At 74.7% G+C, this 14,289-nt stretch carries 14 protein-coding genes; 5 read left to right on the top strand and 9 right to left on the bottom strand.

The genetic code is table 11. The annotated features are described in order from the left end of the window. Window positions 1-58: 58 nt before the first annotated feature. Entirely contained in the window at window positions 59-715 is a 657-nt protein-coding gene (locus tag IR170_RS00760) for an SDR family oxidoreductase (protein WP_193660849.1), read from the bottom strand. Window positions 716-792: 77 nt separating this feature from the next. Then, window positions 793-1,698, bottom strand: a complete 906-nt coding sequence (locus IR170_RS00755; RefSeq protein WP_193661523.1) for a 5'-3' exonuclease — start codon at window positions 1,696-1,698, stop codon at window positions 793-795. Window positions 1,699-1,775: 77 nt separating this feature from the next. Here IR170_RS00755 and IR170_RS00750 point away from each other — a divergent pair, with 77 nt between their 5' ends. Then, entirely contained in the window at window positions 1,776-2,231 is a 456-nt protein-coding gene (locus IR170_RS00750; RefSeq protein WP_082502899.1) for an Lrp/AsnC family transcriptional regulator, read from the top strand. Between the two features lie 197 nt (window positions 2,232-2,428). Here IR170_RS00750 and IR170_RS00745 read toward each other — a convergent pair whose 3' ends face one another. The 6 genes from IR170_RS00745 to IR170_RS00720 form a co-directional block, all read right to left on the bottom strand. Beyond that, entirely contained in the window at window positions 2,429-3,376 is a 948-nt protein-coding gene (locus IR170_RS00745; protein ID WP_193660848.1) for a type IV toxin-antitoxin system AbiEi family antitoxin domain-containing protein, read from the bottom strand. 175 nt (window positions 3,377-3,551) lie between these two features. Next, on the bottom strand, window positions 3,552-5,018 hold the full coding sequence (locus tag IR170_RS00740; RefSeq protein WP_193660847.1) for a KamA family radical SAM protein: 1,467 nt from the start codon (window positions 5,016-5,018) through the stop codon (window positions 3,552-3,554). Between the two features lie 85 nt (window positions 5,019-5,103). Further along, window positions 5,104-5,769: a GNAT family N-acetyltransferase gene (locus tag IR170_RS00735; RefSeq protein WP_193660846.1), complete on the bottom strand. Its 666-nt coding sequence runs from the start codon at window positions 5,767-5,769 to the stop codon at window positions 5,104-5,106. Next, window positions 5,766-7,397 (bottom strand): amidohydrolase, encoded by a 1,632-nt coding sequence (locus IR170_RS00730; RefSeq protein WP_319804840.1) that lies wholly within the window; start codon window positions 7,395-7,397, stop codon window positions 5,766-5,768. The genes IR170_RS00735 and IR170_RS00730 overlap by 4 nt, the downstream gene beginning before the upstream one ends. Next, a complete protein-coding gene (locus tag IR170_RS00725) occupies window positions 7,394-8,929 on the bottom strand; it encodes an AMP-binding protein (RefSeq protein ID WP_319804839.1) in 1,536 nt (511 codons plus the stop codon). Before IR170_RS00725 ends, IR170_RS00730 begins: the two co-directional genes overlap by 4 nt. After that, the gene (locus IR170_RS00720; protein ID WP_193660845.1) at window positions 8,922-9,668 is read right to left on the bottom strand and encodes an enoyl-CoA hydratase/isomerase family protein; all 747 of its coding nucleotides are present in this window, start codon (window positions 9,666-9,668) and stop codon (window positions 8,922-8,924) included. The genes IR170_RS00725 and IR170_RS00720 overlap by 8 nt, the downstream gene beginning before the upstream one ends. A gap of 83 nt (window positions 9,669-9,751) precedes the next feature. On the opposite strand from IR170_RS00720, the gene IR170_RS00715 reads away from it, so the two are divergent. The 4 genes from IR170_RS00715 (at window position 9,752) to IR170_RS00700 (ending at window position 13,701) form a co-directional block, all read left to right on the top strand. Then, the gene (locus IR170_RS00715) at window positions 9,752-10,426 is read left to right on the top strand and encodes a TetR/AcrR family transcriptional regulator (RefSeq protein WP_193660844.1); all 675 of its coding nucleotides are present in this window, start codon (window positions 9,752-9,754) and stop codon (window positions 10,424-10,426) included. Between the two features lie 316 nt (window positions 10,427-10,742). After that, window positions 10,743-12,323 (top strand): apolipoprotein N-acyltransferase, encoded by a 1,581-nt coding sequence (gene lnt, locus IR170_RS00710; RefSeq protein WP_193660843.1) that lies wholly within the window; start codon window positions 10,743-10,745, stop codon window positions 12,321-12,323. Further along, on the top strand, window positions 12,320-13,132 hold the full coding sequence (locus IR170_RS00705; protein WP_193660842.1) for a polyprenol monophosphomannose synthase: 813 nt from the start codon (window positions 12,320-12,322) through the stop codon (window positions 13,130-13,132). Before lnt ends, IR170_RS00705 begins: the two co-directional genes overlap by 4 nt. Continuing rightward, the gene (locus IR170_RS00700; protein ID WP_319804838.1) at window positions 13,129-13,701 is read left to right on the top strand and encodes an FxsA family protein; all 573 of its coding nucleotides are present in this window, start codon (window positions 13,129-13,131) and stop codon (window positions 13,699-13,701) included. Before IR170_RS00705 ends, IR170_RS00700 begins: the two co-directional genes overlap by 4 nt. A gap of 43 nt (window positions 13,702-13,744) precedes the next feature. Here the strand turns inward: IR170_RS00700 and IR170_RS00695 are convergent, their stop codons facing one another. After that, on the bottom strand, window positions 13,745-14,131 hold the full coding sequence (locus IR170_RS00695; protein WP_056864435.1) for an RNA polymerase-binding protein RbpA: 387 nt from the start codon (window positions 14,129-14,131) through the stop codon (window positions 13,745-13,747). Between the last annotated feature and the right edge of the window lie 158 nt (window positions 14,132-14,289).

Below are 14,289 nucleotides of genomic sequence, written 5' to 3'. Positions count from 1 at the left end.
CGGCCCGCCACCGGGACCGGTGGCGGGCCGTCGTGGGAGCGGGCCGGGCTGGACGGTCTCAGACCGCCTGCTCGATGGCTGCGGCCACCGGGGTGGACCCGCCGACCAGCTCCCACTGCTTGCCGATCGTGCGGTCGTCGACCAGGCACGCGGCCACCACGGCGGCCACGTCGGCGCGGGGGACCTCACCGCGCTCGAGGGTCTCGGCCAGCGCGACCTGACCGGTGCCCGGGTCGTCGGTGAGGCCGCCGGGGCGGATGATCGTCCAGTCCAGGTCGCTGGCCCGCAGCGCCTCGTCGGCGCCGCGCTTGGCGTCGACGTAGGCCTTCCACGCCTCCTCGACGTCGTCGCCCACGGGGTTGTCGACGCCGATGGCCGAGACCTGCACGAAGCGGCGGATCCCGGCCTTGCCGGCGGCCTCGATCGACTTGGTCGAGCCCTCGAGGTCGACGGTGCGCTTGCGCTCGATGTTGCCGTCGGCGCCCCCGCCCGCGGCGAAGACGACCGCGTCGCAGCCCTCGAAGGCCGCGGCGAACCCGTCGGCGTCCTGGGCCTCGATGTCGAGCAGGCGCACCTCGGCGCCCAGGGCCTCGAGCTCGGAGCGGTACTCCTCCTTGCGCACGAGGGCCACCGGCACGTGGCCGTGGTCCTTCAGCACACCGTGCAGCTGCTGGGCCACCTTGCCGTGGCCCCCGACGATCGCGATTCGACTCATGCCGTCCAACGTACGTCGCCCCCGCGCCGCGCCGATCACCCGAGCGGGGGGTCGGGGCGCCCGGCCCTGCGCGCGGCTCAGGCCTGGCCGAGCACGCCGAGCAGGCGCTGTACCGGCGACTCGAGGCCCCAGCGCGCGGCCAGGTCGGCCAGTCGCTCGGGGTCGGCCGGCGAGGAGGGCAGCGCCGTGGGGGAGCGCTCCAGGTCGATGTCGCGGGCCACCGCGACCACGCGGGGCGCCACCGCGAGGTAGTCGGTGGCGGCCAGGACCTTGGCCCGCGGGCCCTTGGCCAGGTCGGAGTCGGGGTCCTGGGCGGCGGCGAGGATGGCGGGGATGTCGCCGTGGCGCGACAGCAGCGTCGCGGCCGTCTTGTCGCCGACCCCGGCGACGCCCGGCAGCCCGTCGGAGGCGTCGCCCCGCAGGGTGGCGAAGTCGGCGTACTGCCCGGCGCCCACGCCGTACTTGGCGCGGACCCAGGCGTCGTCGACCCGCTCGTGGTTGCCGACCCCGCGCGCGATGTAGAGCACCCGGACGTCGGCGGCGTCGTCGACGAGCTGGAAGAGGTCGCGGTCGCCGGTGACCACGTCGACGGGCTGGCCCGCTCCGGTGGCGAAGGTGCCGATGACGTCGTCGGCCTCATAGCCCGGGGCGCCCACGACCCGCAGGCCCACCGCCTCGAGCACGTCGCGGATGATCGGCACCTGCACCTGCAGCGGGTCGGGCACCTCCTCCACGTCGGGGTCGGACTCGACCTCCTCCACGACGCGGTGGGCCTTGTAGGAGGGCAGCAGGTCGACGCGCCACTGCGGGCGCCAGTCGTCGTCCCAGCAGCAGACGAGGTCGGTGGGGCGGTAGTCGCCGACGAGGCGGGAGATGAAGTCGAGCAGGCCGCGCACCGCGTTGACCGGGGTGCCGTCGGGGCCGGTGATCTCCGGGACGCCGAAGAACGCGCGGAAGTAGAGCGACGCCGTGTCGAGGAGCATCAGGCGGCCGGGGGCGTCGGTCTGCGGGCTGGTCACGCCCGGCAGTCTCCCACGCGGCCTGCCCTACGCTGTCGGCCGTGACCACATCCGACGTCGAGGCCACCGACCGCAGGATCCTCGAGCTGCTCGCCACCGACGGGCGGATGTCCTACACCGACCTCGGCAAGGCCACCGGGCTGTCGACGTCGGCGGTGCACCAGCGGGTCAAGCGCCTGGAGACCCGCGGCCTCATCCAGGGCTACGGCGCCACCATCAACCACGCCGAGATCGGCCTGCCGCTGACCGCGCTGATCTCCATCCGGCCCATCGACCCCTCGCAGCCCGACGACTGCCCCGACCGGCTCCAGCACCTCACCGAGATCGAGTCCTGCTGGTCGGTGGCCGGCGAGGAGTCCTACGTGCTCAAGGTCCGCACCGCCACCCCCGCCGCCCTCGAGGACCTCCTGGCCCGCATCCGCCACGCCGCCAACGTCTCCACCCGCACCACGATGGTCCTCTCCACCTACTACGAGAACCGCCCGGTGACCGGCTGAGGGTGGCTCGGCGCCGGCGGCGGGTTTCACCAGCCGGCTGGCGAAACCCGCACCTGTCGGCCCACGCGTCGGCCGACAAGTGCGGTTCTGGGCCGACCGGTCGGCCGATCGCCGATTCTCGAGAGAGACGAGAGCCCCAGCGGGCCCGGCCGCCTCGCTGTGCACCCCGAGACCCGGGCCGGGCGCGGGGCCGTGGGTCAGGCGGCCCAGAGGCCGCCGGCGAGCACGGCACGGACGCGTGCGACGGTGCGCTCGGGGTGCTGCAGGTCGGCCCAGGTCAGTCGGACGCAGCGCCAGCCGGTGAGACCGACGACGAGCTGCTCGCGCCGACGCTCGCGCAGCAGGGCATCGGCCGCGGAGTCGCCGGGCGCCAGCAGCGTCGTGTACTTGACCTTGCCGTCGACCTCGGCGAACACCCCGAGGTCGGGCCAGGCGAAGTCGAGCCGGGCGACGATCACCCCGCGGGCGTCACGGACGACGTACTGCGGGATCGGCGTCGGCAGGTGGTGGCGCCAGAACAGGTACATCGTGCGCGACTCGGCGACGCTCTCGCAGCGCCCGTCGGCCAGTCCGACGACCAGCCGGGCGTGGAGGTGGCGGGGCCAGCGGACCGTGCTCGCCAGGCCCTGCCGCAGCGCGGGCAGGGAGGTCTCGCCGCGGTGGAGGAGCGCGTTGGTGACGACCAGACCGTGCTCGACGTCGGTGAGGCTGATGACGTCGAGGGCGGTGCGCGTGCCCGACGTCGCCCAGCGGCCGTCGCGGCGGGTCAGGTCGCCGACCCTGACCGTCCCGCGGTGCTGCGCCACCCCGGCCTGCGAGCGACCGGCTCGTGCGTCGGTGCGGGTGAGGTGGACCGTGTCGGGCAGGTCCCACACCTCGGCCCCGAGCAGGTCGGCCGCACTCGTGTGCGACAGCACCACGTGGGAGCGCGCCGCCTGGTAGGCCGCTTCGGCCACCAGCAGCCGGCGCCGGCGTGCGTCGGCATCGCGCCACAGCGCACCGGCGCAGTAGGCGCCGTGCCGCAGCCGGTGCCACTCGCCCGAGCGCACCAGTCGGGCGATGCTCTTGTCGTCGTGGCCGAGGGCGAGCGCGTCACGGGTGGCGAAGACGTCGCTCACAGCGTGCGGGCGTGGGGTCGGGTCCATGCCTCGGAGGATGACCGGGCCCGGCGCGGTTCAACCCGCGGTACGCCGTGCCTGTGGACAACCCCGCGGCACCCGAGCCTGTCGGCCCGGACCCGCACCTGTCGGCCCGTGCGTGGGCCGACAGGTGCGGGTTTCGCCAGCCGGCTGGCGAAACCCGCGACGCGCGGTCAGCGACTCACCAGGCCTGGAGGGCGGCGGTGCGCCGGGAGGCCTCGGCCATCTCGGCGGCCTTGAGGGCGGAGGTGTCGAGCTCGCCGTGCTCGGCCCACCAGTCGCGGCCGGCCTGGGGGAGGGTGTGGATCGGGTCGTAGTACTCGAAGGTGCGGGTGAGCGCCTCGGGGTCGGCGGCCTCGATGGAGGTGCGGTAGTTCTTCGTCCAGTAGGAGATGCCACGCTCGGTGTCGTAGTCGGCGAGCTGGTGCACCCAGCGCTTGCCGACGAAGGGCACGTCGCAGACGATGCGCGGGGTGGCGAAGCCGGGGAGGTAGCCCATGATGTGGTGCTGCAGGCGCTGGGCGTCGGCGACCGAGACCCGCCAGTGCTCCGAGAACGGGATCATGTCGCACATGTAGAAGTAGTAGGGCATGATCTGCGCGCCGTCGAGCAGGCGGAAGCACAGGTCGAGCAGCGCGTGCGGGTCGGCGTTGACGCCGTTGAGCAGCACGCCCTGGTTGCGCACGTCGCGCACGCCGGCCTCGAGCATCGCGCGGGTGGCGTCGGCGACCAGCGGGGTGATCGAGTTGGCGTGGTTGGCGTGGGTGTGGATGGCCAGCGAGACGCCGCGGGCGCGGGCCAGACCGGCGACGCGGGCGACGCCCTCGCGCACGTCGTCCTGGAGCCAGTGCTGGGGGAGCCCGACGAGGGCCTTGGTGGCCAGGCGGATGTCACGCACGTTCTCGATCTCGAGCACCGACATCAGGAAGGCCTCGAGGCGGGGCCACGGCATGTTGGCGACGTCGCCACCGGAGACGACCACGTCGCGCACCGAGGGGGTGCGGCGCAGGTAGTCGAGCATGTCCTCGATGCGGTTGGTGGGCTTGCCGGCGAACTTCAGCTTCTCGATCACCGGGGTGGAGTTGCCCACGAGGTCCATGCGGGTGCAGTGGCCGCAGTACTGCGGGCAGGTCGGCAGCAGCTCGGCCAGCACCTTGGTGGGGTAGCGGTGGGTGAGGCCCTCGGTGGCCCACATGTCGTGCTCGTGCAGCGAGTCGCGGGTGGCGTAGGGGTGGGAGGACCAGTCGGTGCGGCGGTCGGAGAAGACCGGGATCATGTAGTGGCGCACCGGGTCGGCGTAGAAGGCGTCGGTGAGCGAGCCGGGGCCGGCGGGCTCGGTGGTCGGCGCCATCGTGTTCATCATCTGCGGCGGCACGAGCATCGACATGGTGGCGCGCTCGGCCTGGTCGCGCTCGAGGTCGGCGTAGAACCGCTCGTCGAGCAGGTCGCCCATCAGCTCGCGCAGCTGGCGCACGTTCTTGACGCAGTGCGAGCGCTGCCACTGCACCGAGGCCCACTCCTCGGCGGTGACGTCGCGCCAGCCGGGGAACCGGGTCCAGTCGGGCTCGACCAGCTCGACGCGGCGGTACGGGTACGGCTGACCCGTCTGGTCCTCCACCAGGGAGGCAATGGACGTCTCGATGCTCATAAGGGAACCGTAAACGAAGATCCTCCTGCGTGTCGAACCACACGCCGCAAGATCTCCGGTCTCACGGCGCTGAGGGCGTCGTCCTCTAGACCAGTCCGCTCGCCGCCAGGGTCCGACGTACGACGGGGTCGTCGGCGGGCACGCCGTAGCGCAGCGCGTAGACGGTCTCCACCAGCTCCCGCAGGCCGACCTCCTCCGGACCGGCGCCGGGCGGGAGGAGGGGCTGGTCCATGAGCAGCAGCCGCGGGGCGTGGCCGTCGTCGTGGGGCGGCAGGTAGTCGCGCACCGGTCGCAGCCGCCCGCCGAGGCGCTCGTAGAAGACGATGCGGCGGCGGTGCTCCTCGACCAGGTGGGCCGCCAGACCCGGCTCGTCGGGGTCCTCGACGTCCCAGACCAGCCGGGTGCGGCCCTCGGCGCGCAGCCGGTCGGTGAGCTCGGCCCACAGCGCCGAGCCGATGCCCTGCCCGCGCCGCCCGGCGGCGAAGTAGCGCAGGAAGGTCCAGCCGGTGTCGCCGCGCCCGGCGGGCGCGGCGTCGACGAGGTCGCGCACGAGGGCGAGCCCGACGGGCACGCCCCGGCCGTCCTCACGCTCCACACCGTCCTCCCCGGCGAGGTAGACGAGCATCCGGTCGACGAGGAGGTCCTCGAAGGGGGCGAGCAGCTCGTCGGGGAAGGCGCCCTCGTAGATCGCGCGCACCGCCTCGACGTCCGCCGCCCCCAGGGACGACAGCTCGACCAGACGGCCGCTCACGCGGACCACACCCGCTCGCCACCGAGCCACGTCTCGCGCACCTCGACCTCGCGCAGCCGGGCGGGGTCGACCTCGGTCGGGTCGCCGGGGTCGGCCGACAGGACGGCGAGGTCGGCGAGCATGCCCGGCGCCAGGGTGCCGCGGCTGGTCTCCACCCGGGAGGCGTGGGCCGAGCCGTAGGTGTAGGACACCAGCGCCTCGAGCCCGGTCACCGCCTCCTCGGGCCCGCAGGGCAGCCCGCCGTCGGTGAGGCGGTTGACCATGTCGTGCATGCCCAGCAGCGGGGCGCCGTCGACGACGGGCCGGTCGGAGCTGCCGGGCACCACGATCCCCGCGTCGAGCAGGGTGCGGTGGCGGTAGGCCCACGCGGAGCGCTCCGGGCCGAGGGCCCGCAGCATGCCGTCGCCGATCTCGCCGACGAAGCGGCCCTGCGGCACCGGCACCACCCCGAGCGCCGCGGCTCGCAGCACCTGGTCGGGCCGCGAGACCCCGAAGTGCTCGATGCGGTGGCGCACGTCGGGTCGCGGCCAGCGCTCCTGGGCCTCGGCGTAGGCGTCGAGGACGAGGTCGATGGCGGCGTCGCCGATGGCGTGGGCTGCCACGCGCCACCCCGAGCGGTGGGCCTGGAGGATGCGACTGCGCAGCGCCTCGGCGTCGTCCTGGAGGTAGCCCCGCTCGCCGGGGGTGTCGGAGAAGTCCTCGCACATGGCGGCGGTGTGGCCGATCAGCGAGCCGTCGGAGAACACCTTGACCGGCCCGAGCCGCAGCCGGTCGTCGCCCAGGCCGGTGCGCACGCCCAGGTCGAGGCCGAGCGGCATGTCGTCGTCGACGTGCGCGGTGAGCGGGTGCAGCGCGTCGGCGGCCACCATCAGCTCCACCCGCACGGGCAGGCGGCCCTGCTCGCGCGCGGAGAGGTACGCCGCGACCTCGACCGGGCTCTTGCCGATCCAGCCGCCGCCCACGCCGGCCTCGACCACCGAGGTGATGCCCTGCGAGAGGTAGACCCGCCCGGCGCGCTCGATCGCGTCGACCAGCGTGGCCACGGGGTAGGGCAGCACCAGCGCGTTGAGCAGCTGCTGCGCCTGCTCCTGCAGCAGCCCGGTCGGCCGGCCGGCGGCGTCGGTCACGACCAGGCCGCCCGGCACGTCGCGGGCGGCGTCGGCCAGCCCCAGCTCGGCGAGCAGCGGGGTGTTGACCACGCACATGTGGCCGGAGGTGTGGCGCAGCCACACCGGTCGGCCGCCGGCGGCGCGGTCGAGCGCGTCGCGATCGGGGTGGGCGCCGATCTTGTTCTCGTCGTAGCCGGCTCCCACCACCCACGCGCCCTCGGGGAGCGTCGCGGCGCGCTCGGCGACCGCGGCGTAGAGCGCCTCGAGGTCGGGCAGGCGCAGGTCGACCTCGGCCAGGCTGAGGCCGTACCACGCCATGTGGTTGTGGGCGTCGTGGAAGCCCGGCACGACGACGGCGCCACCGAGGTCGACGACCCTCCGGGCGGGCACCTCCTCGGTGGCCACCACCCGACCGTGGAGCAGGGCGAGGTGGGAGGCGACGTCGGCGCGACCGGGGCCGGTGAGGGTGCGGACCCGGGCGTTGGTGAGCAGGACGTCGGCCTGCAGCGCGGAGCTCACGACGCCGTCCCGGCAGCGGCGGCCTCGCGGCGCAGCGCGGCCTTCTCGACGCGCTGGGAGGCGGTCAGCGGCAGCGACGCGCGCAGCTCCCAGTAGCGCGGCACCTTGAAGGCCGCGAGCCGCTCCTCGCACCACGCGCGCAGCACCTCGGGCGCGTCCTCGCCGAGACCGGGCGCCACGACGTAGGCCTTGACCTCCTCGCCGCGCACCTCGTCGGGCACGCCGAGCACGGCGGCCAGGCGCACCTCGGGGTGCGACTGGAGCACGTCCTCGACCTCGTGGGCGGCGACGTTCTCCCCGCTGCGGCGGATCATGTCCTTCATGCGGCCCGCGAGGTAGACGCGGCCCTCGTCGTCGAGGCGGGCCAGGTCGCCGGTGGGGAACCAGCCGTCGGGGTCGAAGGGGCTGGGGTGGCCGAGGTAGCCGTCCATCATCCCCGGCCCGCGCAGCCACAGCTGCCCGTCGTCGTCGACGCGCACCTCGCGGTGGGCGGCGGGCCGGCCCAGGCAGCCGGTGCCGACCAGCGCGTCGTGCTCCTCGGCGCCGACGCGGATGTCGGCGCCGGTCTCGGTCATCCCGAAGGCCTCGTGCCAGCCGACCCCCCACCGCTCCTCGATCTCGGCGTGGCGACCGGGCGGGATCGCCGAGCACTGCACCGCGCGCACCCGGTGGTCGCGGTCGGCGGGGTCGGGGTCCATGCGCAGCAGCAGCACGGGCATCGAGGCCAGGCAGTAGAAGTAGGTGACCCCGTGGGCGCGCACGCGGGAGAAGAAGGTGGAGGGGTGGAAGCCGTCGAGGGCCACGAGGTGCGCCCCGGCCATCAGTGCGGCGGCGACGTTCCACTGCGGGTCGATGTAGTGGAAGGGCTGGGCGGTGAGCATGACGTCGTCGCCGGTGAGGTGGGGGAACTCGGTGGTCAGCGAGCCGGCCAGGGTCGTCCAGTACCGGTGGGGGAGCAGGCAGCCCTTGGGGCGACCGGTGGTGCCGGAGGTGTACTGCACGTTGGCGGTCGTGGCGGGGTCGACCGGCCGCTGCTCGAAGGGCGCCGCGGTGGCGGCACCGGCGTCGAGGTCGGCGACGTCGAGCACCTCGGGGGCCGGCGCGACGCCCGCCAGCACCGCGGAGTACGCCGGGGACGCCAGCACCAGCCGCACGCCGGCGTCGGCGAGCACGTGGCCCGCGTCGGCGCTGCGGTAGCGGACGTTGAGCGGCACCATCGCCGCGCCGAGCCGGGCCAGGGCCAGCCACGCGGTCGGGAAGTCGGCGGTGTTGCCCAGCAGCACGCCGACGCGGTCACCCTGGTCGACGCCGCGCTCGCGCAGCTGCTGCGCCCACGCGGCGGTGCGGGCCTCGACCGCGGCGAAGTCGAGCCGGGTGAGGCCGCCGTCGGCGTCCTCGAAGGTCCAGGCCGGCCGGTCGGGCCAGCGGCGCGCGGCCCGCACGACGAGGTCGGCGAGGCTGGCGTCCTGCAGGTCGGCCCCTGCCAGCGGCGGCTCCTCCCGGGGCGTGCCCGGCGCGGCGGTCTCAGCCACGGACGAACTCCTCGCGGGGGGCCTCGCCCTCGCCCGAGAGCGAGGTGAGGACGGCGTGGTCGACCTCGCGGGCCATGGCCTCCTCGATCGTGGCGTCGAGGCCCAGGTCGAGCACCTGCTTGGCCAGGCTCACCGAGAGCGGCGGCCGCGCGGCGACGCGGCGCGCGAGCTCGAGGGCGACCTCCTCGTGCTGGCCCGGGGGCACGGCGCGGGCGACCAGGCCGATCGCGGCGGCCTCGGCGCCGGAGACCCGCTCGCCCAGGAGCAGCAGCTCCTTGGCGCGGGCCCAGCCCACGAGCACCGGCAGCAGGCGCGAGACCCCGCCGGTGACGCTGAGACCGACGCTGACCTCGGGGAAGCCGAAGGCGGCGTCCTCGGCGGCGACGACCACGTCGCAGGCCAGCGCGAACTCCGCACCCGCCCCCAGGGCGTAGCCGTGGACGGCCGCCACCACCGGGCCGGGGAAGCGACGCACGAGCCGGGTGACGTCCTGGATGGCCTCGAGCCGGGCCCGGGTCTCCAGGACGGTCTCGACCGGCTCGGGCTCCTTGAGGTCGTGGCCGGCGCAGAAGGCCCGGCCGCGCCCGGCCAGGACCACGGCGCGCGCCCCGTCGGCCTCGGCACGCCGCAGGCCGGCGGCGAGGGCGTCGGTGAGGGCGGGGACGACGGCGTTGAGCCGCTCGGGTCGGGCCAGGTGGAGCTGGGCCACCGTGCCGTCGTAGGTGTAGTCGACGCTCACCGGCGCGGCCTCCTGCTAGTCTCGGACTCCGTCGATCGATCGATCGATCGATCGGGTCGCACGCTACACCACCGGGAGGCCGGATGAGAGCCGCGGAGACCGCGCCGGCCCCGACCGCGCAGCGCGTGCGCGAGGCCGCCTTCGAGCTCTTCGCCGAGCGCGGCTACCACGGCACCGGGATCCGCCAGCTCGCCGAGCGCGCCGGGCTCTCCTCGGCCTCGCTCTACCACCACATGGGCTCGAAGGAGGAGCTGCTCGGCGCCCTGATGCGCGAGAGCCTCGAGCGGCTGCTGGCCGAGGCGCAGGCCGTGGCCGCCCGGGAGTCCGACCCGGGGGAGAGGCTGTGCGCGCTGGTGCGGATGCACGTGCGCAGCCACGGCGAGCGCCCGCTGGAGACCCGGGTCGTCGACGGCGAGGTCGCCGCGCTCACCGGGCCGGTGCGCGCGGAGGTGGTCGCGCTGCGCGACCGCTACGAGGCGCTCTGGCACGCCACCATCGACGCCGGGCTCGACGCCGGGCAGTTCCACGTCACCTCGCCGGCCCTGGCGCGCCGGGCCCTGCTGGAGATGTGCAGCGGGGTCGCGCGGTGGTTCGACCCGGCCGGGCCGACGGCGCTGCCCGACCTCGCGGAGCAGTACGTCGACCTCGCCCGCGCCCTCCTCGGTGCGACTGCCACAGCAGGTCGGCGCGTCGACGGCGACACGCCGCGACCGGTCGAGATTTCTGAGGGATTTTCACGATCCAGAGCCCCGCGCTGACCTGCGCAGACGCGCGTCGTCGCAGGTCAGCGATCGGTTGACACCCGAGCGCGCCGAAAGCCATCGTGTGCCGTCCGCTCGCGCAGATCGCGGGAGTCGGACCGACGTCCGAGTGGCCGTGTCGGAGGGTGTGGGTGCCACGCACCTGTCCGACGCTGTTCGCGGAGGTCGGTCCGCTCCGCGGGAGTGGGCACGGAAGGATCCTGGTCCCCCTAGACAACAGCGCGGCCGCGGCAGCCGGTCTCGCCCGGGCTGGACCGAAGGGCGCCGGGATCCTTCCGTACCTCTGCCGGGGCACGCCCCGTACCGTGGTCGCGTGCTGATCCGGAGCCTGGGCGCCCTCCTCGCCGGTGCCGCCCTCTCGCTCGCCTTCGAGCCGGTCGCGGTGCCGGCGGTGCTGCCGCTGGCCGTGGCCGCCTTCTTCGTCTGCGCCCACGGCCTGTCGGCGCGGCGCGGGCTGGTGGTCGGCCTCGCCTTCGGGCTGTCCTTCTACCTGGTGCACATCTGGTGGATGCGCGCCGTGGCCGTGCCCGCCTGGATCGCGCTGTCGGTGGTGGAGGCGCTCTTCTACGCCGCCCTCGGCGCCGCGGTCGCACGGCTCTCCACAGCCCCGCGCACACGGGGCGCCTGGCCGCTGTGGGCGGGCGCCGCCTGGGTGGCCGCGGAGGTCGTGCGCAGCGGCTGGCCCTTCAGCGGCATGCCCTGGGGCCGGCTGGCCTTCGCGGTCGTCGACACCCCCGTGGCAGCCTCGCTGCCGTGGGTCGGCATGGTCGGCGTGAGCGCGCTGCTCGCGCTCGGCTCGGCGCTGCTGGCCTGGCTCGTGGTGGCCACCGGCCGCTCCCGGCTCGCGGCGGGCGGAGCACTGGCGGGCCTGGTCGCGCTGCTGGCGGTGCCGGCGCTCGCGCCGTACGACGCAGGGGCGCGCGAGCTCGACGAGGCCCCGGGCACCGCGACGGTCGCCGCCGTGCAGGGCGACGTGCCCGGACCGCTGGGCAACGACGTGCTCTACGACTTCCGCCAGGTGACCGAGAACCACGTGCAGGCCACCGTCGACCTCGCCGCCGACGTCGCGCGCGGCGAGGTGGCCCGTCCCGACTTCGTGCTGTGGCCGGAGAACTCCACGGCCGTCGACCCCTTCAGCGACGTCACGACGCGCACCGGGATCGAGCGGGCGGTCGGCGCGATCGGGGTGCCGGTCGTGGTCGGCGGGCTGGTCGACGACGGCCCCGACCACGTGCTCAACCAGGGCATCGTGTGGGACCCGGTCAGCGGCGCGGGGGAGCGCTACACCAAGTGGCACCCGGTGCCCTACGGGGAGTACATCCCCTTCCGGCAGCTGCTCGACGTCAACTTCGGCGAGCTGGCCCGCATCCAGCGCGACATGCGGGCCGGCACGCGGGTGGAGCCGCTCGAGGTCGCCGGGGTGAGCGTGGCCGACGCCATCTGCTTCGACATCGCCTACGACGACGGCATCTACGCCCAGGTGACCCGCGGCGGGGAGCTGCTCACCGTGCAGACCTCCAACGCCACCTTCATCCAGACCGACCAGATCGACCAGCAGTTCGCGATCACGCGGCTGCGGGCGATCGAGACCGGGCGCTGGACGGTGGTGGCCTCCACCAACGGCGTCTCTGGGGTGATCTCCCCGACCGGCGAGGTCGTCGAGACCGCCGACCCCCGCACCACCGCCGTGCTGGTCTCGGAGGTCGGGCTCACCAGCACCGTCACCCCGGGGGTCAGGGTCGGGCCGTGGGTGGCCCGGCTGTGCATCCTGGCGTCGCTCCTCGGACTCCTGGCGGCCGTCGTCCCGTATCGTCGTCGCCCCACACTCACGCACCGCACCTCCGGGAGCGCGCCCGCGCTCGCCGGCCACTCGAGCGAACGAGGCCCCGCATGAGCATCGCCGGACTCGGCCGCGTCGTCATGGTCGTCCCGACCTACGACGAGGCCGAGAACATCGCCTGGATCGTCGGGCGGCTGCGCCGGGCGCAGCCCGACGTCGACGTGCTCGTCGTCGACGACGGGTCGCCCGACGGCACCGGCGACATCGCCGACGGCCTGGCCGCGGCCGACCCCCGCGTCAGCGTGGTGCACCGCACCGCCAAGGAGGGCCTCGGAGCGGCCTACCTGCACGGCTTCGACGTCGCGCTGCGCGCCGGCTACGACGTCATCGGCGAGATGGATGCCGACGGCTCCCACCAGCCCGAGCAGCTCGGCGCCCTGCTCGACGCGCTCCAGCAGGCCGACCTGGTGATCGGCTCGCGCTGGGTGCCCGGCGGCTCGGTCGTGAACTGGCCGTGGCACCGCCAGGCGCTCTCGCGCGGGGGCAACCTCTACGTGCGCCTGCTCCTGGGCATGTCGGTGCGCGACGCCACCGCCGGCTTCCGGGTCTTCCGGCGCACCACCCTGGAGAAGATCGACCTGTCGACGGTCGCCTCGACGGGCTACGTCTTCCAGACCGACCTCGCCGCCCGCACGCTGCGGGCGGGCCTGCGGGTGCGCGAGGTGCCGATCGAGTTCGTCGAGCGCGTGCGCGGCGACTCCAAGATGAGCGGGTCCGTGGCCTCGGAGTCGCTGCGGCGCGTCACCGAGTGGGGCCTGCGCGAGCGGCGCCGCCAGCTGACCGAGGCCGTACGCCGCCGCCGCGCCCGCACCGCCGGGTCGGGCCGCTCGCGCCGCGCGCGCAGCGGGGCGGGCCACCCGTGAGCCAGCCCGGCGGCGCGCCCCGGCCCGGCGGGCGACCCGGCAGCGCGGGCGCCGGCCGGCGCCGGCCCTGGGCGCTGCTGCTCGTGGTCGCCTTCGTGGTGATGCCGATCGTCGAGATCTACGTGCTGATCCAGGTCGGCCAGGTCATCGGCGTGGGCTGGACCGTGCTGCTGCTGGTGCTCGACAGCATCCTCGGCGGGTGGCTCATCCGCCGCGAGGGGGCGCGCGCGTGGCGGGCGATGCGCGCCACGCTGGAGGCCGGGCGCATGCCCGCGCGCGAGCTGGCCGACGGCGGGCTGGTCGTGCTGGGCGGCACGCTGATGCTGAGCCCGGGCTTCGTGACCGACGTCTTCGGCATCCTGCTCATCCTGCCGATCACGCGCCCGCTCTTCCGCGGCGTGCTCACCACGCTCCTCTCACGCCGCCTGGTGGGTGGCGTGGCCGGCGGACCCGCCGGACCCGGCGGCTTCCCGGGTGGGTTCCCGGGCGCACCCCGCCCGGACGCACGACGCCCCGGACCGGGGCCGCAGGGGCCGGTGGTCCGGGGCGAGGTCGTCGACGACGAGTAGTCGCCGCGTCGCGGGTCCGGCCGGAGCCGGACCCGCGCGGGCGTCAGGCGGAGGCCTGGCGCTTCTTGGCGTTGGCGCGGTGGAGGTGGGCCGGGCCGATCTCGCCGCCGCGCAGCAGCTCGAGGCGCTCCTTGAGGATGTCCTCGAGCTCCTTCTCGGAGCGGCGCTCGAGCAGCATGTCCCAGTGGGTGCGCACCGGCTTCTCGGCCTTGACCTCCTTCTCGATGCCCGACGTGCTCAGCGCCTCGGCGCCGCAGCGCGGGCACTCCCACACCGCCGGGATCTCGGCCTCGACCGACATCGTGATCTCGAAGCCGTGACCCTGCGGGCAGCGGTAGCCGACCTGCTGGCGGGCCGCGAACTCGATGCCACGCTCGTCCTCGAAGCTCTGTCCTCCGAGTCGCGCTCCGCGCAACGTGCGCTCAGCCATGAGGCACCTCCAGTTCTTTGTCCCCCGGGTGGTCTGACGTGAGGCCGAAGCACGGCACGGTCGCCGTGGGCCGCGGGAACGCAGCGGCCGTCGCGATGCCGGTCTCACGAAGTGATCAACGGTACTGAGGTCCGGACAATTCCGGAAAACACCGCGAC

The organism is Nocardioides kribbensis (genome assembly GCF_015070375.1).
GTDB classification, from domain to species: domain Bacteria; phylum Actinomycetota; class Actinomycetes; order Propionibacteriales; family Nocardioidaceae; genus Nocardioides; species Nocardioides kribbensis.
Note: the sequence above shows the minus strand (reverse complement) of the source record. Positions and strands in the feature narration are given on the sequence as shown.

Excerpts from the sequence above, each read along its gene's own strand:
- IR170_RS00745 (WP_193660848.1), bottom strand. The coding sequence starts at position 3,376 with ATGGACCCGACCCCACGCCCGCACGCTGTGAGCGACGTCTTCGCCACC.
- IR170_RS00715 (WP_193660844.1), top strand. The coding sequence starts at position 9,752 with ATGAGAGCCGCGGAGACCGCGCCGGCCCCGACCGCGCAGCGCGTGCGC.
- IR170_RS00755 (WP_193661523.1), bottom strand. The coding sequence starts at position 1,698 with ATGCTCCTCGACACGGCGTCGCTCTACTTCCGCGCGTTCTTCGGCGTC.
- IR170_RS00740 (WP_193660847.1), bottom strand. The coding sequence starts at position 5,018 with ATGAGCATCGAGACGTCCATTGCCTCCCTGGTGGAGGACCAGACGGGT.
- IR170_RS00760 (WP_193660849.1), bottom strand. The coding sequence starts at position 715 with ATGAGTCGAATCGCGATCGTCGGGGGCCACGGCAAGGTGGCCCAGCAG.
- IR170_RS00705 (WP_193660842.1), top strand. The coding sequence starts at position 12,320 with ATGAGCATCGCCGGACTCGGCCGCGTCGTCATGGTCGTCCCGACCTAC.
- IR170_RS00695 (WP_056864435.1), bottom strand. The coding sequence starts at position 14,131 with ATGGCTGAGCGCACGTTGCGCGGAGCGCGACTCGGAGGACAGAGCTTC.